The 20,168-nt window shown below is 61.0% G+C and carries 22 protein-coding genes, 1 tRNA gene and 1 pseudogene; 14 read left to right on the top strand and 10 right to left on the bottom strand.

What is annotated here, in order from left to right; genetic code table 11:
• Positions 1 to 72: 72 nt before the first annotated feature.
• The 3 genes from JCM21793_RS15265 to JCM21793_RS15255 form a co-directional block, all read right to left on the bottom strand.
• Positions 73 to 1,002 (bottom strand): MBL fold metallo-hydrolase, encoded by a 930-nt coding sequence (locus tag JCM21793_RS15265; protein ID WP_025030924.1) that lies wholly within the window; start codon positions 1,000 to 1,002, stop codon positions 73 to 75.
• 193 nt (positions 1,003 to 1,195) lie between these two features.
• Positions 1,196 to 2,764 (bottom strand): alkaline phosphatase D family protein, encoded by a 1,569-nt coding sequence (locus tag JCM21793_RS15260; protein ID WP_025030923.1) that lies wholly within the window; start codon positions 2,762 to 2,764, stop codon positions 1,196 to 1,198.
• 102 nt (positions 2,765 to 2,866) lie between these two features.
• The gene (locus JCM21793_RS15255; protein ID WP_025030922.1) at positions 2,867 to 4,921 is read right to left on the bottom strand and encodes a M3 family metallopeptidase; all 2,055 of its coding nucleotides are present in this window, start codon (positions 4,919 to 4,921) and stop codon (positions 2,867 to 2,869) included.
• 144 nt (positions 4,922 to 5,065) lie between these two features.
• Between JCM21793_RS15255 and JCM21793_RS30455 the strand changes: the two genes are divergently transcribed.
• From JCM21793_RS30455 to JCM21793_RS15245, 3 genes are read left to right on the top strand one after another with little or no spacing between them, the layout of a single operon-like run.
• Complete coding sequence (locus JCM21793_RS30455; RefSeq protein WP_244439793.1) at positions 5,066 to 5,266, top strand: hypothetical protein; 201 nt, start codon at positions 5,066 to 5,068, stop codon at positions 5,264 to 5,266.
• Entirely contained in the window at positions 5,263 to 5,544 is a 282-nt protein-coding gene (locus JCM21793_RS30450) for a MarR family winged helix-turn-helix transcriptional regulator (RefSeq protein WP_244439792.1), read from the top strand. The genes JCM21793_RS30455 and JCM21793_RS30450 overlap by 4 nt, the downstream gene beginning before the upstream one ends.
• The gene (locus JCM21793_RS15245) at positions 5,541 to 6,803 is read left to right on the top strand and encodes a multidrug effflux MFS transporter (RefSeq protein WP_025030921.1); all 1,263 of its coding nucleotides are present in this window, start codon (positions 5,541 to 5,543) and stop codon (positions 6,801 to 6,803) included. Before JCM21793_RS30450 ends, JCM21793_RS15245 begins: the two co-directional genes overlap by 4 nt.
• A gap of 41 nt (positions 6,804 to 6,844) precedes the next feature.
• Here the strand turns inward: JCM21793_RS15245 and JCM21793_RS15240 are convergent, their stop codons facing one another.
• From JCM21793_RS15240 to JCM21793_RS15230, 3 genes are all read right to left on the bottom strand, one after another.
• Positions 6,845 to 7,489: a carbonic anhydrase gene (locus JCM21793_RS15240; RefSeq protein ID WP_007010659.1), complete on the bottom strand. Its 645-nt coding sequence runs from the start codon at positions 7,487 to 7,489 to the stop codon at positions 6,845 to 6,847.
• Between the two features lie 183 nt (positions 7,490 to 7,672).
• Positions 7,673 to 8,557 (bottom strand): pyridoxal kinase PdxY, encoded by an 885-nt coding sequence (pdxY, locus tag JCM21793_RS15235; protein ID WP_025030920.1) that lies wholly within the window; start codon positions 8,555 to 8,557, stop codon positions 7,673 to 7,675.
• 7 nt (positions 8,558 to 8,564) lie between these two features.
• A complete protein-coding gene (locus tag JCM21793_RS15230) occupies positions 8,565 to 8,816 on the bottom strand; it encodes a hypothetical protein (RefSeq protein WP_025030919.1) in 252 nt (83 codons plus the stop codon).
• A gap of 124 nt (positions 8,817 to 8,940) precedes the next feature.
• Between JCM21793_RS15230 and JCM21793_RS15225 the strand changes: the two genes are divergently transcribed.
• The 5 genes from JCM21793_RS15225 (at position 8,941) to ppa (ending at position 12,429) form a co-directional block, all read left to right on the top strand.
• Positions 8,941 to 9,579 carry a LemA family protein gene (locus JCM21793_RS15225; RefSeq protein ID WP_025030918.1) on the top strand — a complete coding sequence of 213 codons (639 nt, stop codon included), beginning with the start codon at positions 8,941 to 8,943 and terminating at the stop codon, positions 9,577 to 9,579.
• A 13-nt stretch (positions 9,580 to 9,592) separates the two neighbouring features.
• Positions 9,593 to 10,435, top strand: a complete 843-nt coding sequence (locus JCM21793_RS15220; protein ID WP_025030917.1) for a TPM domain-containing protein — start codon at positions 9,593 to 9,595, stop codon at positions 10,433 to 10,435.
• A 13-nt stretch (positions 10,436 to 10,448) separates the two neighbouring features.
• On the top strand, positions 10,449 to 11,081 hold the full coding sequence (locus JCM21793_RS15215; protein ID WP_244439791.1) for a TPM domain-containing protein: 633 nt from the start codon (positions 10,449 to 10,451) through the stop codon (positions 11,079 to 11,081).
• Between the two features lie 88 nt (positions 11,082 to 11,169).
• Positions 11,170 to 11,676, top strand: coding sequence for a GNAT family N-acetyltransferase (locus JCM21793_RS15210; RefSeq protein ID WP_025030915.1), 507 nt, complete (start codon positions 11,170 to 11,172; stop codon positions 11,674 to 11,676).
• 219 nt (positions 11,677 to 11,895) lie between these two features.
• A complete protein-coding gene (ppa, locus tag JCM21793_RS15205) occupies positions 11,896 to 12,429 on the top strand; it encodes an inorganic diphosphatase (RefSeq protein WP_007010652.1) in 534 nt (177 codons plus the stop codon).
• Between the two features lie 118 nt (positions 12,430 to 12,547).
• On the opposite strand, the gene JCM21793_RS15200 is transcribed toward ppa, so the two are convergent.
• Genes JCM21793_RS15200 through JCM21793_RS15190 form a run of 3 tightly spaced genes read right to left on the bottom strand, consistent with a single transcriptional unit; the run spans position 12,548 to position 13,826 of the window.
• Positions 12,548 to 13,150: a hypothetical protein gene (locus tag JCM21793_RS15200; RefSeq protein WP_007010651.1), complete on the bottom strand. Its 603-nt coding sequence runs from the start codon at positions 13,148 to 13,150 to the stop codon at positions 12,548 to 12,550.
• Positions 13,151 to 13,205: 55 nt separating this feature from the next.
• Positions 13,206 to 13,523 (bottom strand): DUF167 family protein, encoded by a 318-nt coding sequence (locus tag JCM21793_RS15195; RefSeq protein WP_025030914.1) that lies wholly within the window; start codon positions 13,521 to 13,523, stop codon positions 13,206 to 13,208.
• Between the two features lie 12 nt (positions 13,524 to 13,535).
• Positions 13,536 to 13,826 carry a YggT family protein gene (locus JCM21793_RS15190; protein ID WP_007010649.1) on the bottom strand — a complete coding sequence of 97 codons (291 nt, stop codon included), beginning with the start codon at positions 13,824 to 13,826 and terminating at the stop codon, positions 13,536 to 13,538.
• Positions 13,827 to 14,087: 261 nt separating this feature from the next.
• Here JCM21793_RS15190 and JCM21793_RS15185 point away from each other — a divergent pair.
• Both JCM21793_RS15185 and JCM21793_RS15180 read left to right on the top strand, forming a co-directional pair.
• Positions 14,088 to 14,163, top strand: a tRNA-Ala gene (locus JCM21793_RS15185).
• A gap of 132 nt (positions 14,164 to 14,295) precedes the next feature.
• A complete protein-coding gene (locus tag JCM21793_RS15180; protein ID WP_036540525.1) occupies positions 14,296 to 15,120 on the top strand; it encodes a lytic transglycosylase domain-containing protein in 825 nt (274 codons plus the stop codon).
• 102 nt (positions 15,121 to 15,222) lie between these two features.
• Here the strand turns inward: JCM21793_RS15180 and JCM21793_RS15175 are convergent, their stop codons facing one another.
• Entirely contained in the window at positions 15,223 to 15,468 is a 246-nt protein-coding gene (locus JCM21793_RS15175) for a hypothetical protein (protein ID WP_025030912.1), read from the bottom strand.
• A gap of 337 nt (positions 15,469 to 15,805) precedes the next feature.
• On the opposite strand from JCM21793_RS15175, the gene JCM21793_RS26315 reads away from it, so the two are divergent.
• The 4 genes and pseudogenes from JCM21793_RS26315 to JCM21793_RS26310 all read left to right on the top strand — a co-directional run.
• Entirely contained in the window at positions 15,806 to 17,122 is a 1,317-nt protein-coding gene (locus JCM21793_RS26315) for an NAD(P)H-dependent oxidoreductase (protein WP_036540524.1), read from the top strand.
• A 14-nt stretch (positions 17,123 to 17,136) separates the two neighbouring features.
• On the top strand, positions 17,137 to 18,171 hold the full coding sequence (locus JCM21793_RS15165) for a thiamine pyrophosphate-dependent dehydrogenase E1 component subunit alpha (RefSeq protein WP_025030911.1): 1,035 nt from the start codon (positions 17,137 to 17,139) through the stop codon (positions 18,169 to 18,171).
• Positions 18,171 to 19,181: an alpha-ketoacid dehydrogenase subunit beta gene (locus JCM21793_RS15160; RefSeq protein ID WP_025030910.1), complete on the top strand. Its 1,011-nt coding sequence runs from the start codon at positions 18,171 to 18,173 to the stop codon at positions 19,179 to 19,181. Before JCM21793_RS15165 ends, JCM21793_RS15160 begins: the two co-directional genes overlap by 1 nt.
• A 1-nt stretch (position 19,182) precedes the next feature.
• Positions 19,183 to 20,168, top strand: a pseudogene (locus tag JCM21793_RS26310) (dihydrolipoamide acetyltransferase family protein); the annotation flags it as partial.

Genomic DNA, 20,168 nt, shown 5'->3' with positions numbered 1-20,168 from the left:
GCCGCGCTCATACAGGTTTTTTCGCAATTGCGAAAGTGTTCACTGCCCTTCGTGCCGCGGGCGGCCGCAAGATCAGCCCCAGCTTGCGCCCTCGAGCGCGTTGAGCGGAAACTTGAGATAGCGCTTGCCATTGGTCTCCGGCGCGGGGAGTTGCCCGGCGTTCATGTTCACCTGCAGTGCGTGCAGGATGAGCTTTGGCATTGGCAGGGTCCTGTCGCGCGCTTCACGGACGGCAACGAAATCGGCTTCCGTTTCGCATTTCGACATATGAGTGTTTGACGCCTTCTGTTCGGCGACAGTGCTTTCAAATCGAGGTTCGCGCCCGCCCGGCTGATAATCGTGACCGACAAATATGCGGGTCTCGTCCGGCAGGCTGAGAATGTCCTGGATGGACTTCCAGAGCCGTTCGGCGCTGCCGCCGGGAAAGTCGCAGCGTGCCGTGCCGGAATCGGGCATGAAGAGCGTGTCATGAACGAAGGCGGCATCGCCGATCACATAGGTGATCGAAGCCAGGGTGTGGCCGGGCGAGAACATGACCCTTGCTGGCAGCGAGCCGATGGTGAAGGTGTCGCCGTCGGCAAAAAGCCTGTCCCACTGCGAACCGTCCGCTTTGAATTCGGGCCAGTTGTAGATTGTTTTCCAGAGCTTCTGAACCTCTATGACCCTTTCACCAATGGCAATGGGCCTACCGGTTTTCTCCTTCAGATAGCTTGCGGCGGAGAAATGGTCGGCATGGGGATGGGTGTCGAGGATCCACTCGAGTTCCAGCCCGTTCCCGGCAACAAAGGCAAGGAGCCTGTCGGCATTCTCCGTCGACGTGCTGCCCGATTTCTCGTCGAAATCCAGCACCGGGTCGATGATGGCGCATTTTCCGGTTGCCGGATCGGCAACGACATATTGCGCGGAGAAGGTGCGCTGGTCGAAGAAGACGGTCACATCCGGCCGCGCGGTGGTGGCCTTCGCCGCGGCACCGGCTTCCCGGGGCGTGTATGTCTGATCCATCGTGCTCTCCGTGAGTGCGTGCGATGCAGATTAGTTAATGCCGCTTGAGAGAAGATGCAATTTCTCAAACTGCGACCTATTGGGCATGGCATTCCAATAAATTGGTAGTTTGAGCCAACTGTTGGCTTAATCTTTCGAAAGCGCGCAAAAAAACCGGGACCAGAGGCCCCGGCTTTCTGATCTGCGGGGTCCGTCAGGCAGAGCGCACGGGGTCGAGCGTCACTTTGTAGAGTTCGCTGTCGTCGCGGTCCATGAGCCGCACGGTCATCTGTTCCGTGGTGGCGTCGATGTCGACAAGACCGAAGAACTGGAAGCCGGCTGAAGGCGGCAGGTTGGCGCCCTGTTCCTCGCTGGGAGCCTTCACATATTTGAGCTCAGGTCCGAACGTCCCGTCGAGCTTGTTGGGCCCGAACGTGCCGGCGTGAAGCGGGCCGGACACGAACTCCCAGAACGGTTTGAAGTCCTGGAAAGCAGCCTTGTCGGGATTGTAGTAATGGGCTGCCGTGTAGTGCACATCGGCGGTGAACCAGACGGTGTTTTCAATGCCCGCATTCTTGATGTAGCGCAGCAGATCGGCGATCTCGAATTCACGGCCTTTCGGGCCTGCATTGTCGCCATTGGCGATCGCCTCGATCCTGTCGCCATCCGGCACCACCAGGCCGATCGGCATGTCGGCGGCAATGACCTTCCATGTGGCGCGGGAGTTGGCGAGTTCGCGTTTCAGCCAGCGGATCTGCTCGTCGCCGAGGAAGCGGGTTTCCTCGCCGGCGGCTTCCTGCAGGCCTTCCGAATTGGCAGCTCGGTAGGAGCGCATGTCGAGGAAGAAGACGTCGAGCATCGGACCGTATGCGATCTTGCGGTAGACGCGACCGGGCTCCGCCGGGGTGTAGCGGATCGGCGTCATCTCGTGGAAAGCGCGTGCCGCGCGGGCCTGTAGCAGCGCCACCGACTTTTCGGTGTAGCGATCGTCTTCCGAAAGGTCCTTGGAGGCCGACCAGTTGTTGACCACTTCATGGTCGTCCCACTGGAAGAAGGTCGGGCAGACGGCGTTCAGTGCGCGCACGTGATCGTCCATCATGTTGTATTTCCACTGACCACGGAACTCGTCCAGCGATTCGGCAACCTTGCGCTTTTCGTCGATGAGCACGGTGTTTTTCCAGACGCTGCTGTCCTTCAGCGTGACCTCGTCGTCCATCGGGCCATCGGCATAGATTGTATCGCCCGAGTGGAGGAAGAAATCCGGGCGGTGCTTTGCCATGGTGGCATAGGTCTTCATGCCGGTCTCGTCGATGCCCCAGCCCTGACCCGCCGTATCGCCGGACCAGGCAAAGCGAATGTCGCGGCGGGCAGACGGAGCCGTGCGGAACTGGCCGACAATGGGCTCGGAACCAGCCGAGACGTCGTTCAGGTCAACGGCCCTCATGCGATAGAAAATGTCCTGGTCCGAGGCGAGGTTTTCGAGCAGTCGCTTCACGGTGAAATCGCTCTCCGGCAGCGCGTCCATGGTGGGCAGCCGCATGGGGTTGGCGAAGCTCTCGGTGGTCGATATCTCGAACTCGATCCGCGCCGGCCGGTCCGTGCGGGTCCAGATCATGCCGCTCGTCGTGTCGACATCGCCGGACTGGACGCCGTGTGTGAACATGGGGCGCGAAGAGGCCCGCGAGATGGCGGGCATGGCAAGCCCGCCCACGGCGGTGGCGAGTGCGGTTGCGCCGGTTCCAAGGAGGAATTTGCGGCGGGTACTCACTGCGAAGGACTTCATGACAGTCTCCCTCAATCTGGTTGATTCTCGGGAGGCAATCTGGTGCTTCAATGTTGCAGTGAGTTATCGCTCACATGACACATCCGTGACTGTCAATAACTCTCAGGCGAGCCCCTTCTTCTCCATCATGGCTTCCGGGGTGGGCATGCGGCCGCGGAAAGCTTTGTAAAGCTCCTCGGGATCGGCGGAGCCGCCCGCAGAATAGATGTGCCGGCGCAGCTTTTCCGCCGTCTCGGGATCGAATGGATCGCCTTTCTCCTCGAAGGCACGGAAGGCATCGGCATCGAGGACTTCCGACCACATGTATGAATAGTAGCCGGCTGAATATCCATCACCGGCGAACACATGCAGGAAGTGCGGCGTGCGGTGGCGCATGGCAATGGCCCTGGGCATTTCGAGCTTCTCGAGCGTTTCCGCTTCGAAGCGCAGCGGGTCTTCCGGCGCTTCCACCTGGCTGTGAAAGGCCATGTCGACCAGTGCGGATGCGGTGAACTCCACTGTGGCGAAGCCGGCGTCGAACGTGCGGGCGGCGCGCATTTTCTCCACCAGTTCCTGGGGCATGGGTTCGCCGGTCTCGTGGTGCAGCGCAAACTTCTGCAGCACCTCAGGCACCGTGAACCAGTGCTCGAAGAGCTGCGAGGGCAGTTCCACGAAGTCGCGCGAGACCGAGGTGCCGGAGATGGATGGCCAGGCCACATCGCTCAGCAGGCCGTGCAGTGCGTGTCCGAATTCATGGAACAGCGTGCGCGCCTCGTCCACGGAGAGCAGGGCGGGGCGCCCTTTCGGCGGTTTGGCGAAGTTCATCACATTATAGATGATAGGGGATTTGCCTTCCCCCAGACGATAGCCGGATTGAAGCGCGCTCATCCATGCGCCGGAGCGCTTCGACGGGCGATTGAAATAATCGGCCATGAAAAGGCCCCGCGTGGAGCCATCGGCGTTGCGGACGATGAATGTGCGCACGTCCTCGTGCCATGCGGGCACCGCTTTCAGTTCCTCGAAGGTAAGTCCGAAGAGCCGGTGCGCCACATCGAACGAAGCAGCGATGACATTCTCCAGAGCAAGATAGGGTTTGAGCGCACTCTCATCGAAAGCAAAGCGCTCGGCGCGCCGTTTTTCGGCATAGTAGCGCCAGTCCCAGGGGGCGATGGCGTGGTTCTGCCCTTCCCGCGCGGCGAGGCGGGCCAGTTCCTTCTCGTCTTCGGCGGCCTTCTCACGCGCTTTCTGCCAGACCGGTTGCAACAGGTCCTGCACGGCTTCGGGCGTTTTGGCCATCGTGTCGTCGAGTTTCAGCGCAGCATAGGAGTCATAGCCGAGCAGTTTCGCTTTTTCGGAGCGCAGCTTCAGTGTGCTGGCGATCACGTCGGAATTGTCGGTCTTTCCGCCATTCTCGCCACGCTTCGTAAACGCGCTGAACACTTTTTCGCGCAGGTCGCGCCGTTCTGACGAGGCGAGGAATGGCTCGGCGATGGAGCGCGACAGCGTCGCCGCAAACCGCCCCTCCTCACCGCGCGTTTCAGCAGCTTCGGCCATGGCGCTCTTCAGGGCATCGGAAAGCCCGGCCAGGTCGCTTTCGTCCAGAAACAGCGCCCAGCCGCTCTCGTCGGCAAGCACATTCTGGCCGAACTGCGCGCCAAGCCCGGCCAGTTCCTCATTGATCGCGGCAAGCCGCGCCTTGTCATCCGGATCGAGCTGCGCGCCGCCGCGCACGAAACGCTTCCAGGTTTTTTCCAGAACGCGGCTTGCTTCCGCATCGAGACCCAGCGCCTCACGATCCTGATAAAGCTGATCGATGCGGGCGAAGAGCGCATCGTTCATGAAGATCGCGGAAACGTGCCGTGCCATACGCGGCGAAATCTCCCGCTCCAGCGTCTGGATCGTTTCATTGGTATGTGCGCCGGCCCGGCACCAGAAAACCGCGGAGACCTTCGACAGAGCGTCTCCGGCAAGCTCCAGTGCGGCCAGCGTGTTGTCGATGTCGGGTGCTTCGGCGTTGCCGGCAATCCTGGCGATCTCGGCTTCGTGCGCGCTCAAGGCAGCCTCGAACACAGGTGCGAATGCTGCGTCGTCGAACGCGGTGAAATCCGGCAGGCCATGCGGGCCGGTCCAGTTCGTCAGCGGGTGCGTTGCGAGATCGATTGGGGCGGATTTCTGCATGAGGGTTCCAGAATGTTGGAAGGGTGGGCTCCCTGCGATGTAGGCGTTGGCTGTCAGACGCGCAATGGCTGGAGTTGACGATGATCGGTCATGACTATATGTAGTGCTTATATTAAGCCTACCTTATAATAAGGGGCAACTGTTGTGACGCACTCCGTCAATCCTGATTCCTTCGGTTTTCTGGTCGCCGACATCCATCGCCTGATCCGTGGCACGATGGACCGCGCGATCGCGGATGCCGGTCTTGGTGTAACGCCTGGTGAGGCAAGAACCTGGTGCATGCGGCGCGCGCTGGAGCCGTCCGGCAAAATGTCCTGGCCGAACGCATGGGCGTGGAGGCCATGACGCTCAGCGGTTATCTGGACCGGCTCGAAGCGCGGGCACTTATCCGCCGTGCAAACGATCCGAAGGACCGTCGCGCCAAGCTGGTCGAGCTCACCGATGGGGCTGACGACGTTCTCGAGGCGATTGGCCGGGTGGCTGCGGAGATGCGGAAGAAGGCTGCGGGCTCGCTCAGCCACGCAGAATGGGAAAGCCTGCTCGATCAGCTGAAACTTGTTCGCGCCAATCTTGCCGGGTTCTCGCAAAAACCTGCCGACGCCCGTGCGGAGGCGCGTTTATGAACCTGCGTGCGGACACACCGGATGATGTTGCCGCGCCGCCGCTCATGAGCGAGCGGCGTGTCAGCATCATCGGGGCAATGCTGGTGGCGCTCGGGCCGGTCTCGATGGCGCTGTTCACGCCTGCCATGCCGCAGATCGTGGAGGCGTTCGGCACCACGGAAGCAGCGGTCAAGATGACCATATCGCTTTATTTTGCCGGCTTTGCATTTGCCCAGCTTTTCTGCGGACCCCTGTCGGACGGGCTGGGGCGCAAGCCCGTCACCTTCGCGTTTATCGGCATTTATGTCGTGGCGAGCTTCATCGCGCTGATGTCGCCCAACATCGAGACATTGATCGCGGCGCGTTTCATGCAGGGCTTTGGGGCTGCGGTTGGCGTCGCGGTGTCGCGCGCGGTGGTGCGCGACCTTTTCACCCAGGAAAGCTCCGCCCGCATCATGAACCTGATCGGCATCATTCTGGCGATCGGTCCGGCCTTCGCCCCCACTCTTGGCGGCCTCACAATGCAGCTTGCCGGCTGGCATGCAATCTTCGTTCTCATGCTTGGGGCGGGTGCCGTGATTGCGCTGGTCATACATTTCTGCATGCGCGAGACGGTTGTGCGCGACCTGTCACGCATCAGCCCGAGTGCGTTGATCCAGTCATATGGCCTTTTGCTCGGCAATGCCTATTTCATGCTTTCCAGCCTGGTTATCGCCGGTGCGGTGGGGGCGCTCTACACACAGGCGACAGTGCTGCCCTTCATTCTCATGAGCCGCGTCGGGTTGACGCCGGCCGAGTTCGGGATCGGCATGCTGGCGCAGTCGGGCATGTATTTCACAGGCGCGGTTGCGGCGCGTTTCCTGATGAAGTCACTTGGAGCCTACAGGCTGGTGCCCATCGGCCTTGTTGCCATCGGCGCGGGCAGCCTGCTCCTGATTTTCTCCCTCACTTTGTTCGAGCCGAGCTTTATCGGGGTGATGGGTCCCGTGGGGGTCTATGCCTTCGGCATTGCCTTTGTGATGCCGGCAATGATGACAGCCGGCCTCGCGCCGTTTCCACGCATCGCGGGTTCGGCATCGTCGCTCACCGGTTTTCTGCAGATGGGAACCGGGCTTGCCGGTGGCAGCATCGCGGCGCTGATTGGCGATCCGGTGCTGGCAATGGTGCTCATCATCCCGACGCTTGGAACCGTCGCGATCATTTCATGGCTGATCTGGAACAGATTGCCTGAACCGGCATTGGCGACAGCCCTGCGACCGAGCCCTCCGGGGCCGGTTTAGGGTGGCAGAAACACCCGGTGTCCGCATGAACGGGTAGTCCGTCAGGTGAGTTCTGGCCGTTCGAAATCGCCGGTCTGGGGGTTCATCACCCATAGCTCGCCGCTGGATATATCGAACCATGCGCCGTGCAGGGAGAGCTTGCCCTTGTCCTCCAGTATCTTCACACAGGGGAAGCTGCGCAGGTTCTGCACCTGGTAACGGATCGAAATACGTTCCAGCGCTGTCTGGCGCTCTGCCGGTGTCATCAGTTCATTGCCGGAGAGTGCTTCGGCCGCCGGCGCGACGAGGCCCATCCACTTGCCGATGAAGTCACCCGGCGAAAGCGGCTCTGCCGAGGGGTTTAGTGCCGCACCAATGCCGCCGCAGCGACCGTGACCCATCACCACGATATGCTTTACCTTGAGGCTCTGCACCGCAAACTCAAGCGCTGCCGAGGTGCCGTGATGCTGGCCGTCCGGCGCATAGGGCGGCACAAGATTGGCCACATTGCGCACGACGAACAGTTCGCCCGGGCCGCAATCAAAGATCGTTTCGGGTGCCGCCCGGGAATCGCAGCAGGCGATGACCATGGTTTGCGGAGACTGGCCATCCTTGGCCAGCTTGCGATAGCGGTCGCTCTCGGAGCTGTAACGGCCGGCCATGAAATTTCGGTAGCCGGTGATAAGGCGTTCTGGAAGATGGGTCATGGGCTTTCGAATAACGGCAAAACGCGTGGCGGGCAATCCGGTTTAATGTCGAACCACGCACAGCGTCAATGCAATGGCAGTCACGCACCGCTCTCCGATGCCTGGAGCTGTACTCTCCGTGTTACGTCACCGCATCCATATGGATCTCGGAAGTTCTCGCCTGCCCCGGAAGAGCCGGCATATTCATGATGATGCGGAAACAGGCTCTGCGACGCGTTCGATATCGACCAACATCTGAGGGCGTGTGAGAATCTGCCGGTCGGTTTCCAGCATGAGTTCGTCCGAACCGCGTTCCGTGGCCCTGTTGAGGATGGTCACCACGGAGCCCGTCGTCTTTGCAAGCGCTTCTTCTCGTGTCTCGCCGGCAAGCAGCCGTGCAAGGTAGAGCGCTGCCGTGAGGTCGCCGGTTCCATTGGGGGCTTTTGGAATGCTGTCATGTGCGGCGCGCAGGACAGCCGTCTCATTGACCAGCAGGTTTGCCAGCCGGTCAGGGCTGCTTGCCGGAGCCGATGTCACCATGACATCTGCAGGGGGCGCCTTTCGCGCAGCGCGGATCGCTGTCTCCGTGCTGTCGATCTCGACGCCTGTAAGCCAGGCGAGCTCATATCGGTTGGGAGTGGCGATGTCGGCCAGCGGCAACAGCCGGTCGCGGATCGCTGCCGCCGTTGCCTCCGGCACATAGAGCCCGCCCCGGTCGCCAAGCACCGGGTCGCAGATATAGCGGGCCTTGGGATTGCGGGCTTTCAGGGCTTCCACAAGGCCTGCAATCGCTTGTGCCTGTTCCAGGTTTCCCAGATAGCCGGTCAGAACGGCGGAGACCTCGCCGAGCCATGGCGCATTCTCCAGATCGTTCATAAACCGTGCGAACTGGTCGGGTTCCGGCACGATGCGCGTTGCGGGGCCGTGCCCTGGATGCCACGGCAGGATGACGGTCGGCACCGCCCAGACCGGAAAGCCAAGTGCCTCCAGCGTGAAAACGGCTGCGCGGTTTCCCACGCTGCCGCGCGCGACATGGCTTGAAATGACGATTACGGCGCGTGTTTCGCGCCGGTTTTCTTCTGTGGTCATGCTGCCCTTATCCGCCGATGATGCCAAAAACGTAGAGGAGGAGCCAGAGGATCAGCGCGGTCAGAGTTGTCACGGCGATGGCCCTGCCGATCCGTGTGCCCCAGAGTTCGATCGGATCGTTCTGCTCCGCATCTCTTGCCGCGATGTGATCGCGCGCGCGGGTCATCATGGAACTGCCTTCGCTTTCGCGGCTGACCCGGTCGAGGATGCGGCGCGACTCCGCTTCCGCCCGTTCCTTCCGTTTCTGTGCTGACCCCATACGAAAACCTGCTGCAGTGAGTGAGGGTCGACCGTACAGCATGGACGCACTGATCGGAATTGGTTTCCTATCAGTGGACCATGTTCTAATGTCCGGAGAACCAATTTTCTGGAGGTGCTCCTTCATGTCGTCTGCCAAGTCGCTCGCCGCCGTTCCTGCACGCGGCCTTTTCCCCCTGCTTGCGCTCTGCCTGATGTTGCCGTTGCTGTCGGCCTGTGGTTTCAACACGATTCCGACCCGTGAGGAGCAGGCTAAGGCGGCATGGAGCGAGGTGCTGAACCAGTATCAGCGCCGCGCCGACCTCATTCCCAATCTGGTGGAGACGGTAAAGGGCTTTGCTGCGCAGGAGCGCGAGGTGCTGGAAGGCGTTGTCGAGGCGCGCGCGAAAGCGACGCAGGTCCAGATCTCGCCGGACATGCTTACCGATCCTGATGCCTTCAAGGCGTTTCAGGAGAGCCAGGCCGGCCTCTCCGGCGCGCTGTCGCGTCTTCTGGCCGTGGTCGAAAACTACCCCGACCTGAAATCCAGTCAGAATTTTCTCGCTCTTCAGGCGCAGCTTGAAGGCACCGAAAACCGCATCGCGGTCGCAAGGCGCGACTATATCGAGGCGGTCCGCCTCTACAACACATCACTGAAGACACTGCCTTCCATGCTGTGGGCCATGTTCTGGTTCACCGGCAACGAGCCCTACGAGACCTTCACGATCCCGGAAGACAAGATGGATGTGCCGTCGGTCAATTTTGGCACTGGCAGCGGCGGCTGACGGAGACGGATCCATGGGGCAGGCTTTTCCGCGCGCCTCGAATGCGCGTGGCATTCGGGGCATCCGGCTGGCGTTTTTGACCGGGCTCATCGCGCTGGCGATGGCATCTGCGCTCGTCGCAGCGGAACTGCCGCGACTGACGGGCCGGGTGGTCGACAACGCGGAGATCATCGACCCGGCCACCGAAGCCTCGCTTACCGAGCGGCTGGAGGCTTTCGAACGGAAGGCCTCCGACCAGATCGTCGTCGCTACGATCCGCAGCCTTGAAGGCGAGGCGCTGGAACCGTTTGCCAATCGCCTGTTTCGCGCATGGGGGCTGGGGCAGGCGGGCGAGGACAATGGTGTCCTGCTCCTCGTCGCGCTCGATGATCGCAAGATGCGCATCGAGGTGGGCTATGGGCTCGAAGGCACACTGACCGACCTGCATTCGAAGCTCATCATCGAAAACACCATGGTTCCCGCCTTCCGCGCCGGCGATTTTTCCGTCGGCATCAGCGATGCGGTCGATGACATCGTCATGGTTCTGGAAGGCAATGCCGCCGAGCTTGAAGCGCGCGCCAGGCGCAGCCAGCAGGATGACGACGGTCTCCCCTGGCCGGTCATTCTCTTCTTCATCGTCTGGGGCACGTTCTTCTTCGGTGGGTTTGCCATGGCGTTCCTGCCACCCATCTTCGGTCGCAAGATCGGTCCGAAGCGCTACAAATGGCTCGGCATGACGGTGGATTACAACAAGTCGAGCAGCGGTTCGTCCGGCGGGCGTTCATCGGGTGGCTGGTCGTCCGGCGGTGGCGGCGGTGGCGGCTTTTCCGGCGGTGGCGGTTCGTCCGGTGGCGGCGGCGCTTCGGGGAGCTGGTAGAATGAGGCGGCACATGAAAAGGCTTTCAGGCGCGGAGCACGCGCGCATCGCCCGGGCAATCAGTGACGCCGAGGAAAAGACATCGGGTGAGATCTACTGCGTGCTTGCGCGGACGAGCGACCCCTATCTCTATCCGGCCTGCCTGATCGTCGCTCTTGCGATCCTCATTCTGGGGCCGTTCCTGGCGCTTGCGCTCAGACACTGGTGGATTTCGATCGATCCGGTGGTTTTCGCTGCGGCCCAGCTTGCCGCCTTCGCTGCCGCAGCCGCTTTGGTTGTTGCCTTTGAGGGGCTGCGTGTGGCTCTGGTTCCCAAAGCGCTGAAATACCGGCGGGCGCACGACAATGCGCAGAACCAGTTCTTCGCGCACAACATCCATGTGACGGAAGGCCGGACGGGCGTTCTGATCTTTGTTTCGCTGGCGGAACGATATGTGGAAATTGTGGCCGATCACGAGATCGACGCCTGTGTCGAACAGAGTGTCTGGAACGAAGGTGTTGCGCTGATGCTGGACCATGCGCAGCGTGGCACGCTGGCCGACGGCTTTGTCGAAACGGTCACTTATGCGGGCGAGGTGCTTTCCAGGCATTTTCCTGCCGGACGGCGTAATTCTAATGAAATCGAAGACCGTTTGACGGAAATCTGAGCGCTTTTCGGCCATTTGTGTGTGACCGCAAAGATGAGCGCTCTAATGCTTGCGCATGTCGACCCGACGCAGCTATGGTTAAGAAACTATGAACACGCTGACGATCGACATCAGACGAGCAGAGCCGAACGACGCCGAGGCTGTCGCCGAGGTTCATGACAGTGCGTGGCGCAGCGCCTATACCGGCATCATCCCCTATCAGGCGCTCGGACGCATGATAGGCCGGCGCGGTCCGCGCTGGTGGGCAAATGCGATTCGCCGGTCTGCCACTGTTCTGGTGATCGAGATCGGCGGCGAGATTGCCGGCTATGCAACACTCGGGCGCAACCGCGCGCGCGAACTCAGCCAGGAAGGCGAGATTTACGAGCTTTATCTGCGGCCCGAATACCAGGGTATCGGTCTGGGCCGGCGTCTCTTCCAGGCGGCACGCGACATGCTGGAGGCTCATGGTCTGAAGGGACTGGTGGTCTGGGCGCTGGAAGACAACGAGACGGCTCTGGCATTCTATTCGGGCGCAGGCGGGCGCGACATCGCCGAAGGCGTCGAGGTGTTCGAGCACCGGGCGCTGCGCAAGCTCGCCTTTGTCTGGGACTAAGACGTCTGAGACCAGATCCGGCACCCAGTTCCGCCCCATCTGTGCATTGGCGCGCAGTGTCAAATTTTCGCACTGCACCATTCGCTGCATTGCCATGCGGCCTTTGACGCGATAAAGCGGCAGCCATCAATTTCCGGGCTGCTCCGTCTGGCTGACCGTATCGGTCGCCATGCCGGTCTCCGGCAGCCATAAACTGCCAGAACAAAGGTTGCTTTCCCCATGCGCATAGACGCCATCTCCACCGGTGACAATCCGCCGGAAGACGTGAACGTCATCATCGAAGTTCCGGTCGGCGGCCAGCCGATCAAATACGAGATGGACAAGAATTCCGGCACGCTGGTCGTCGACCGGTTTCTCTACACGCCGATGACCTATCCAGGCAATTACGGCTTCGTGCCGCACACGCTTTCGGATGATGGCGATCCGATCGACGTTCTGGTCTGCAACACGCGGCAGCTCATTCCAGGCTGCGTCATCAATGTGCGGCCGATCGGCGTCCTCATCATGGAAGACAATTCCGGACAAGACGAGAAGATCATCGCCGTGCCGTCACCCCACCTGACGCGCCGCTACGAGAACGTGACGAACTACACGGACCTGCCGGAAATCACGCTTCAGCAGATCCAGCATTTCTTCGAGCACTACAAGGATCTGGAACCCGGCAAATGGGTCAAGATCGGTGACTGGATGGACGCAGCGGCAGCCCGCAAGCTGATCGTTGAGGCCGTCGAGCGGGCCAAGGCCAGCAAATAAGGAGACGGGGCGGCGCCTGGATCGCCGTGCGTCCATCCGGACGCACAAAGGATGATCTAGACTATTCATGGAGCATCGGAACAATCCGAAGATCGGATTCCACTGTTCGGTCCGATGCTCAGCCGCCTCCAGTGGTCTCGGGTAGCGGAACATCGCCGGCATCGATAACCGGCTGGTCCGCTCCGCAAGCGAAATCGAAAGCCTGCCCATCGGCGATGCGGCGGGCTTTTTCATTGGCGTTTTCGTTGCCGGTGGCCACGACATAGCCGACCACACAGCCCTCCCGCCCGAAGACCTGCCCGACCTTTTCCACCACCAGCACTTCGATCTTGTCACCCAGACTTTCGCCATCGTCGACGAACCAGCGATGGATCGTTGCGAAGGGCCACTGGCGATCGCCATCGCTCATGATGCGCCATTCGATGGTCGATCCGGTCGAATTGAAGCCGGCAAAGCTCTCCCATTCCGGCGCCAGATCACCATCCGGCGGGAAGCCGTAGAAGATCGATTCTCGCGCATCACCATAGTAGATGAGCACGGGATAGCCGCGCCAACCCGCACAGACGAAATTGATCCAGTCGCCGGGCTCATCACCTGCAGGAGCGGCAAAGGCCGCGCAGTTCTCCTGCGTGTTGACCTCGGTATAGGCGCTCTCGATTTCTGCGGCCTGGGCCGCGCCGGCAAGGGCGCCTACCAGAAGTCCCGCTATTGCCAGTCGCATGGGCTATGCTCCTTCTCACAGGTGAGGCGAGCATAGCCGCATTTCATGGCGACGCCTATTGCTCTGCGGCGATTGCCCTGAGCCGGATGAGAAGCTCCTCGCGGTTGCCCTTTAACTCCACGGTCTTGAGGCGGGAGGTCGCTCCACCAGCCACTGAAATGGCGCTTGAGGGCACGCCGATCTGCTTTGCGAGCAGTTTTTCCAGTGCGGTATTGGCCTTCCCGTTCTCGGGAACGGCGCGCACGCGTGCCTTCAGGTGACAGCGGCCATCCGCGCTCTCCGCCATGCCTTCAATGGCGTCGCGCGCGGACCTGGGTGTCAGGCGCACAAAAAGCGCCAGCCCGTTATCGGCCAACCGACAGAAAGCTGGCAGGTTCGTCACGGATCAGAGAAGCGCCGGGGCGATGGTGGTCAGGATGAACTGCCGGATGAAGAACAGCGCCAGTAGCAGGATGATCGGCGAAATGTCGATACCGCCAAGATCGGGCAGAAGGTTTCGGATCGGCCGCAATGCGGGCTCCGTAACGCGGAAGAGAAAATTGCCGATCGAACCGACGAACTGGTTGCGCGGGTTGACCACGTTGAATGCGTAGAGCCAGGAAAAGACGGCCGAAGCGATGATCAGCCACCAATAGATGTCGAGCGCCATGATGATGGTCTGGATAAGCGCGAGCATGCCGGTCTCCTGGGCCGTGTTAAGCGCGGCAGCCGGAAGTGGGAACGTTGCCCCTGCCTGCTCCCGCATGCCGTGAATTTTGCGACATGTAGCCATTGCCGAAGGATGCGGCAAGTCTGGCGCGGTTATTTGCCTGCCGGAAACACGAGAATGGGGCCATTTGTGTGTCATTTGACGATGAATGACGGGCATCTCCCAGTTAAAAACTGGATTCTTGACAGCCCAGGCGCCGCGGACCTAAATGCGGGTCACCGGCGAAACGGGGCTGTAGCTCAGATGGGAGAGCGCGTCGTTCGCAATGACGAGGTCAGGGGTTCGATTCCCCTCAGCTCCACCAACCGTCCGCCGGTTCGATCTCAGAGACCTTGCCTGCCCTTGTCGTGCGTTTTACGCTTCGTCTGGAGAAATGGGGTGGCCTATGCGACATGCGCGACCTTGCCGATGGTTGAGCTGCTTCGCCATTCTGAGCATGTTTGTGCTCGGCGCTCATGAAGCGGGTGCGGAGCAGAAGTCCGAAGAGACCGAGAAAGACAGACTGATCGCCTCTGTCTGCAACCTCGTCGAGACGCATGCCCGGGAAAACCGCTTAGAGCCCGCATTTCTGGCCAGGCTCCTCTGGAAGGAAAGCCGCTTCAACCCCAATGCCGTGAGCCCCAAGGGGGCTGAAGGGGTGGCGCAGTTCATGCCGGGCACCGCCGCGCTGCGCGGGCTGGACGATGCGTTCGATATCGAAAAGGCAATCCCGGCTTCGGCCGCCTATCTGGCGGAACTGAAAAGGAAGTTCGGAAATCTCGGCCTGGCTGCCGCCGCGTACAATGCCGGAGAGGCGCGTGTATCACGCTGGCTCAAGAAAGGTGGCTTCCTGCCGCTGGAAACCGAGAACTACGTGATGGCGATCCTCGGTGCGCCAGCTGACACGTTTTCGGACCGGAAGCCAGCTGCCAGCATCGAACCGCTTCATCCCGACAAGACGTTTGATGCGGCCTGTCGTGATCTGCCCGTCTCAGCGCGTGCCGTCATGGCCATGACCAGCGTTCATACGCAGCCCTGGGGTGTGCAGGTTGCGGGGCATTTTCGCCGTGATGTGGCGATAAGACTGTGGCAGATGGTGCTGCGCAGACATGCGACGCTTCTAAAAGACTACGAGCCGGTCATCACGCGGGTCCGTTCGTCGCGGGGATGGCGTGGAATCTATGCAGTGCGCATCGGTGCGGGCAGTCGCCCGGATGCCGTTCAGGTCTGCCAGCGATTCCGTAGGGGCGGCCTGCCATGCGTTGTCCTGCGCAACAGATAGCGGGGTTTTCCAAAGCAATATCGGTAGACCCGAACCAATGAAGCGGTAAAGAAAAAGGCCCGGAGTGACTTCCGGGCCTTTGTCAAAGTGATTTTACGAGCATTAGCTGTTGTTCGATGCCGAACGGCTTACCAGCTCCGGACGACCATCTGCGCCAACAACATAAATCTCGAGATAATCTTTTCCGTTCGAAGTAAATTGGTGCTGAAGAACGGAGCCAACCGGCGTCTTGCTGAGTGTGGACTGGGAGGGTCCATCAAAGTTGATGCTGCCTTTAATAGGCTCAACAGCAAAAGCGGGGGCTGCAACGAAGGAAGAAATAACGAGGGCAGAAAGAACAGTTTTCATTTTCAATACTCCTGATAGCTTTCAACAAGCCATTCACATTTCCGTCAAGGAAGATGTGATATTACTATCAGCATGGGATTATTCCCTTGCTGGTTCCTCATTTAGGGAGTGCCTGTTCGTTTCGTCAGATCGAAATTTTGAAACAGAGCGTTCACAAATGCTGGAATGTTACGATCTGCACTTTCCCTAACGGCAGGCTTGCTTTGGCGCGCACACCCGCGGCGGCGGCGGCTGATTGGCGCAGGTTACTCCCAGAGTGGACATTCGTATTGACACCAAAACAGATGTTCAATAAGCCTCGGACCGAGGAAACGTCCATCTGGGAGAGTGGTCAGAAATGTCTGCCAACGTTGCGCTTACCGGCCTTGCCCGGGATCTCGAGGATCGGGCCAAGTCCGGCAAGCCGATTCGCATCGGCCTTGTGGGCTCTGGCGAAATGGGCACTGATATCGTCACCCGCGTCGCTCATATGCCGGGTATCGAAATCGGCGCCATTTCGGAGCTGAACCTGCCAGCGGCAAGCCGTGCCGTGGATATCGCCTATCAGGAAGAAGGCCATGCTAAGGAAGCGGACAGCCAGTCCGCAATGACCGCGGCGATGGAGGCCGGCAAAGTTGCTGTCACCAACAATGCCGATCTTCTTCTGGAGAACGATCTCATCGACGTGGTGATCGACGCGACCGGTGTTCCGGCTGTCGGCGCTGAAATCGGCCTGAGGGCCATGGAGCACGGCAAGCACCTCGTCATGATGAATGTCGAGGCTGACGTCACCATTGGCGCCTATCTGAAGAGCGAAGCCGACCGTCTGGGCGTCACCTATTCGCTGGGTGCCGGCGATGAGCCGTCTTCCTGCATGGAACTGATCGAGTTCGTTTCGGCCATGGGGCATCCCATCGTCGCTGCCGGCAAGGGCAAGAACAACCCGCTCAACATCGATGCGATCCCGGACGACTATGCCGAGGAAGCAGCGCGCCGCAACATGAATGTGCGTATGCTGGTCGAGTTCGTCGACGGTTCCAAGACCATGGTCGAAATGGCGGCTATCGCCAATGCGACCGGTCTCGTGCCGGACAAGCCGGGCATGCATGGCCCCAAGGCGACGCTGGACGAATTGTCCTCCGTGCTGGTGCCGGAAAAGGACGGCGGCGTGCTGTCGCGCGTTGGCGTGGTGGACTACTCCATCGGCAAGGGCGTAGCGCCCGGCGTCTTCGTTGTCGCCGACATGTCGCATCCGCGCATTTCCGAGCGCATGGAAGACCTGAAGATGGGCAAGGGCCCTTACTTCACCTTCCATCGTCCCTACCACCTGACCTCGCTGGAAGTGCCGCTCACCTGTGCCCGCGTCGTTCTCTACGGCAAGCCGGACATGGTGCCGCTGGACAAGCCGGTGGCGGAAGTCTGTGCCGTCGCCAAGAAGGACATGCAGCCGGGCGAGACGCTCGATGCGATTGGTGAGTACTGCTACCGCGCATGGATCATGACGGTGCCGGAGGCGCGCGCCTCCAAAGCCATCCCCTGCGGTCTGCTTCAGGGCGGCACGGTCACCAAGCCCATCAAGAAGGGCGAACTCATCACGTCCGACAACGCTGCACCGCCGGCCGGTTCGAAGATCGCCGAGCTGCGCGCGCGTCAGGACAAGCTCGTTTACGGCTAGACAGGAGCATGAATATGTCGGCCACGGCCAAGAAGGGCGCCGCAAAAAAAGACGGCGCCAACCAGCCTTTTATCTACAGGCAGTTCGATCAGGACAAGCTGCGCGATGCGCTGCGCAAGATGTATCTGATCCGCCAGTTCGAGGAAGGCGCGGAAGAAAGCTACATGCGTGGCCTGATCCACGGCACGATGCACCTGTCCATCGGTCAGGAAGCAAGTGCTGTCGGCATCTGCCTCGGTCTTTCCGATGAAGACCAGATCACCTCGACGCACCGTGGCCACGGCCACTGCATTGCCAAGGGTGCGGATGTCTCGCGTATGTTCGCCGAGTTCTTCGGCAAGACCACCGGTTATTGCCGCGGCCGCGGCGGCTCCATGCACATCGCCGATGTGTCGACGGGCAATCTCGGCGCAAACGGCATCGTCGGTGGCGGCCTGCCGATTGCCGTCGGCGCTGCCCTGACTGCCAAGAAGATGAAGACCGGCAATGTCGTCGTCTGTTTCTTCGGCGATGGGGCGAACAATGAGGGCGCGTTCCACGAGGCGCTCAACATGGCTGCCATCTGGAAGCTGCCGGTCGTCTTCGTGTGCGAAAACAACGGTTATGGCATGTCCACCTCCGTTGCCCGCGCGACGGCGGTTCCCAACATTGCAGATCGTGCTTCCGCCTATGCGATGCCGGGCGTGATCGTCGACGGCAACGTCGTGTCGGATGTGGCCGAGGCCATGCACGAGGCGACCGAGCGCGCGCGCAACGGCGAAGGGCCGACGCTCCTTGAGTGCAAGACCTACCGCTATCGCGGCCATTCCAAGAGCGACCGCAACCGCTACCGCACCAAGGAAGAGATCGAGGAGTGGATGACCGAGCGCGATCCGATCGAGGCGTTTGAATCGCAGCTTATGGAGTTCGGTGTCATCGATCAGAACGGGATCGAGGAGATCCGCGAATCGGTCCGCAAGGAAATCGAGGCCGGCATCGAGTTTGCCAAGGAAAGCCCGATGCCCGAAGTCGCCAATCTTGAGAAATATGTCTACACGGAGCAGGCCTGATGGACGCGCAAGTCGAGACAGCCACGCGTGAACTGAGCTACGCGCAGGCCATCCAGGAAGCCATGGCCATCGCCATGGAACGCGATGAACGCGTGTTCCTCATGGGTGAGGACATCGGCGTCTATGGCGGTGCCTTTCAGGTTACTGGCGATCTGGTGGAGCGCTTTGGCCCCGACCGCGTCATGGACACGCCGATCTCGGAACTGGGTGGCGCAGGTGTCGCGGTCGGCGCAGCCGTCACCGGCATGCGCCCGATTTTCGAGTTCCAGTTCTCCGATTTCGCGACGCTCGCCATGGAGCAGATCGTCAACCAGGCGGCCAAGATGCGCTATATGCTGGGCGGTGCCGTTTCGGTGCCGGTCGTCATGCGCTTTCCCGCCGGGTCCGGAACGGGTGCGGCCGCACAGCACAGCCAGAGCCTCGAAGCTTGGCTTGGCCATGTGCCGGGTCTGAAGGTCATTCAGCCGGCCACCCCGCACGATGCGAAGGGCATGCTGCTCGCGGCCATCGAGGATCCCGATCCGGTGATGATCTACGAGCACAAGATCCTTTACAAGATGAAGGGCGAGGTGCCGGAGGGCTATTACACGGTGCCGATCGGCAAGGCCGAGGTGCGGCGCGAGGGTGCCGACCTCACCATTGTCGCCACCTCGATCATGGTTCACAAGTCGCTGGATGCTGCAAAGCAGCTTGCCGAAGAGGGCATCGACGTGGAGGTCATCGACCTGCGCACCGTCCGCCCGATGGATCGCCAGACGATCATCGAGAGCGTGTGCAAGACGTCCCGCCTGATGTGCGTCTATGAGGGCGTGAAGACGCTTGGCGTCGGCGCCGAGATTTCGGCCATGATCGCCGAGAGCGAGGCCTTCGACTATCTCGACGCCCCGGTTGTCCGTCTGGGCGGCGCGGAAACGCCGATCCCCTACAATCCGGAGCTGGAAAAGGCGACGGTTCCGCAGGTCGACGGCATCGTCAAGGCAGCCCGCGAGCTGGTTACGGGGGCGCGCTGACATGGCTGTTGAAGTCATCCTGCCCAAGGTCGACATGGACATGACGACCGGTCGCATCTCTTCCTGGCTGGTGGAGGAAGGCGCAACCGTGAAGAAGGGCGACGTCCTCTTCGAGATCGAGACCGACAAGGCGGCGATGGAGATCGACTCTCCCGCCGCCGGCATCCTTCGCAATATCACTGGCAAGGAAGGCATCGACATTCCGGTCGGCGAGGTCGTGGCGTGGGTCTATGAGGAAGGCGAGGCTGTTGCCGATGCGCCTGCCGCAGCGCCCGCCGAAACCGTGGCTGAAGAGCCGGCAAAGGCTGAAGCACCGGCTTCGGCTGAAGTGCCTGCGCCCGCTGCCACTCCGGTTGCGGCCGTGGCTTCGGCTTCCGGTGTTCGCGCCTCACCGCTCGCCCGCCGTCTTGCAAAGGAAGCGGGTCTTGACCTTTCGGCGATTTCAGGTTCCGGGCCGAAGGGCCGGATCGTGAAAGCCGATGTGGAAGCGGCTGGCAAGGATGGCGGTGCGAAGGCAGCCGCCGCTCCGGCTTCGGCTCCCGCCGCGGCGCAGCCCATGTCCGACGATCAGGTCATGAAGCTGTTCGGGGAAGGCTCCTACGAGCTGATCCCGCATGACAGCATGCGCAAGACCATCGCGCGGCGTCTGGTCGAGGCGAAGTCCACCATCCCGCATTTCTACCTGACGCTCGATTGCGAGATCGACGCGCTTCTGGCGCTGCGCAAACAGCTCAACGAAGCCGCGCCGAAGGTGAAGACCGAGGATGGCGAGAAGCCGGCCTACAAGCTGTCGGTCAACGACATGGTCATCAAGCGCATGCCAAGCGCTCGCCATGGTGCCGGAGGCCAACGTCTCGTGGACCGATAGTGCGATGGTGAAGCACAAAAACGCCGATGTGGGCGTTGCCGTGTCGATCCCCGGCGGGCTTATCACGCCGATCGTGCGGCGTGCCGACGAGAAGACGCTTTCGGCGATTTCCAATGAAA

The sequence above is a fragment of the Nitratireductor aquibiodomus NL21 = JCM 21793 genome, assembly GCF_000615975.1.
GTDB classification, from domain to species: domain Bacteria; phylum Pseudomonadota; class Alphaproteobacteria; order Rhizobiales; family Rhizobiaceae; genus Nitratireductor; species Nitratireductor aquibiodomus.
Note: the sequence above shows the minus strand (reverse complement) of the source record. Positions and strands in the feature narration are given on the sequence as shown.

Coding starts and splice junctions, on each gene's coding strand:
- JCM21793_RS15180 (WP_036540525.1), top strand. CDS start 14,296: ATGTTTGTGCTCGGCGCTCATGAAGCGGGTGCGGAGCAGAAGTCCGAA.
- JCM21793_RS15175 (WP_025030912.1), bottom strand. CDS start 15,468: ATGAAAACTGTTCTTTCTGCCCTCGTTATTTCTTCCTTCGTTGCAGCC.
- JCM21793_RS15265 (WP_025030924.1), bottom strand. CDS start 1,002: ATGGATCAGACATACACGCCCCGGGAAGCCGGTGCCGCGGCGAAGGCC.
- JCM21793_RS15245 (WP_025030921.1), top strand. CDS start 5,541: ATGAACCTGCGTGCGGACACACCGGATGATGTTGCCGCGCCGCCGCTC.
- JCM21793_RS15190 (WP_007010649.1), bottom strand. CDS start 13,826: ATGCTCGCGCTTATCCAGACCATCATCATGGCGCTCGACATCTATTGG.
- JCM21793_RS15260 (WP_025030923.1), bottom strand. CDS start 2,764: ATGAAGTCCTTCGCAGTGAGTACCCGCCGCAAATTCCTCCTTGGAACC.
- JCM21793_RS26315 (WP_036540524.1), top strand. CDS start 15,806: ATGTCTGCCAACGTTGCGCTTACCGGCCTTGCCCGGGATCTCGAGGAT.
- JCM21793_RS15215 (WP_244439791.1), top strand. CDS start 10,449: ATGAAAAGGCTTTCAGGCGCGGAGCACGCGCGCATCGCCCGGGCAATC.
- pdxY (WP_025030920.1), bottom strand. CDS start 8,557: ATGACCACAGAAGAAAACCGGCGCGAAACACGCGCCGTAATCGTCATT.
- JCM21793_RS15255 (WP_025030922.1), bottom strand. CDS start 4,921: ATGCAGAAATCCGCCCCAATCGATCTCGCAACGCACCCGCTGACGAAC.
- JCM21793_RS15200 (WP_007010651.1), bottom strand. CDS start 13,150: ATGCGACTGGCAATAGCGGGACTTCTGGTAGGCGCCCTTGCCGGCGCG.
- JCM21793_RS15210 (WP_025030915.1), top strand. CDS start 11,170: ATGAACACGCTGACGATCGACATCAGACGAGCAGAGCCGAACGACGCC.
- JCM21793_RS15160 (WP_025030910.1), top strand. CDS start 18,171: ATGGACGCGCAAGTCGAGACAGCCACGCGTGAACTGAGCTACGCGCAG.
- JCM21793_RS30450 (WP_244439792.1), top strand. CDS start 5,263: ATGACGCTCAGCGGTTATCTGGACCGGCTCGAAGCGCGGGCACTTATC.
- JCM21793_RS15165 (WP_025030911.1), top strand. CDS start 17,137: ATGTCGGCCACGGCCAAGAAGGGCGCCGCAAAAAAAGACGGCGCCAAC.
- JCM21793_RS15240 (WP_007010659.1), bottom strand. CDS start 7,489: ATGACCCATCTTCCAGAACGCCTTATCACCGGCTACCGAAATTTCATG.
- JCM21793_RS15225 (WP_025030918.1), top strand. CDS start 8,941: ATGTCGTCTGCCAAGTCGCTCGCCGCCGTTCCTGCACGCGGCCTTTTC.
- JCM21793_RS15230 (WP_025030919.1), bottom strand. CDS start 8,816: ATGGGGTCAGCACAGAAACGGAAGGAACGGGCGGAAGCGGAGTCGCGC.
- ppa (WP_007010652.1), top strand. CDS start 11,896: ATGCGCATAGACGCCATCTCCACCGGTGACAATCCGCCGGAAGACGTG.
- JCM21793_RS15220 (WP_025030917.1), top strand. CDS start 9,593: ATGGGGCAGGCTTTTCCGCGCGCCTCGAATGCGCGTGGCATTCGGGGC.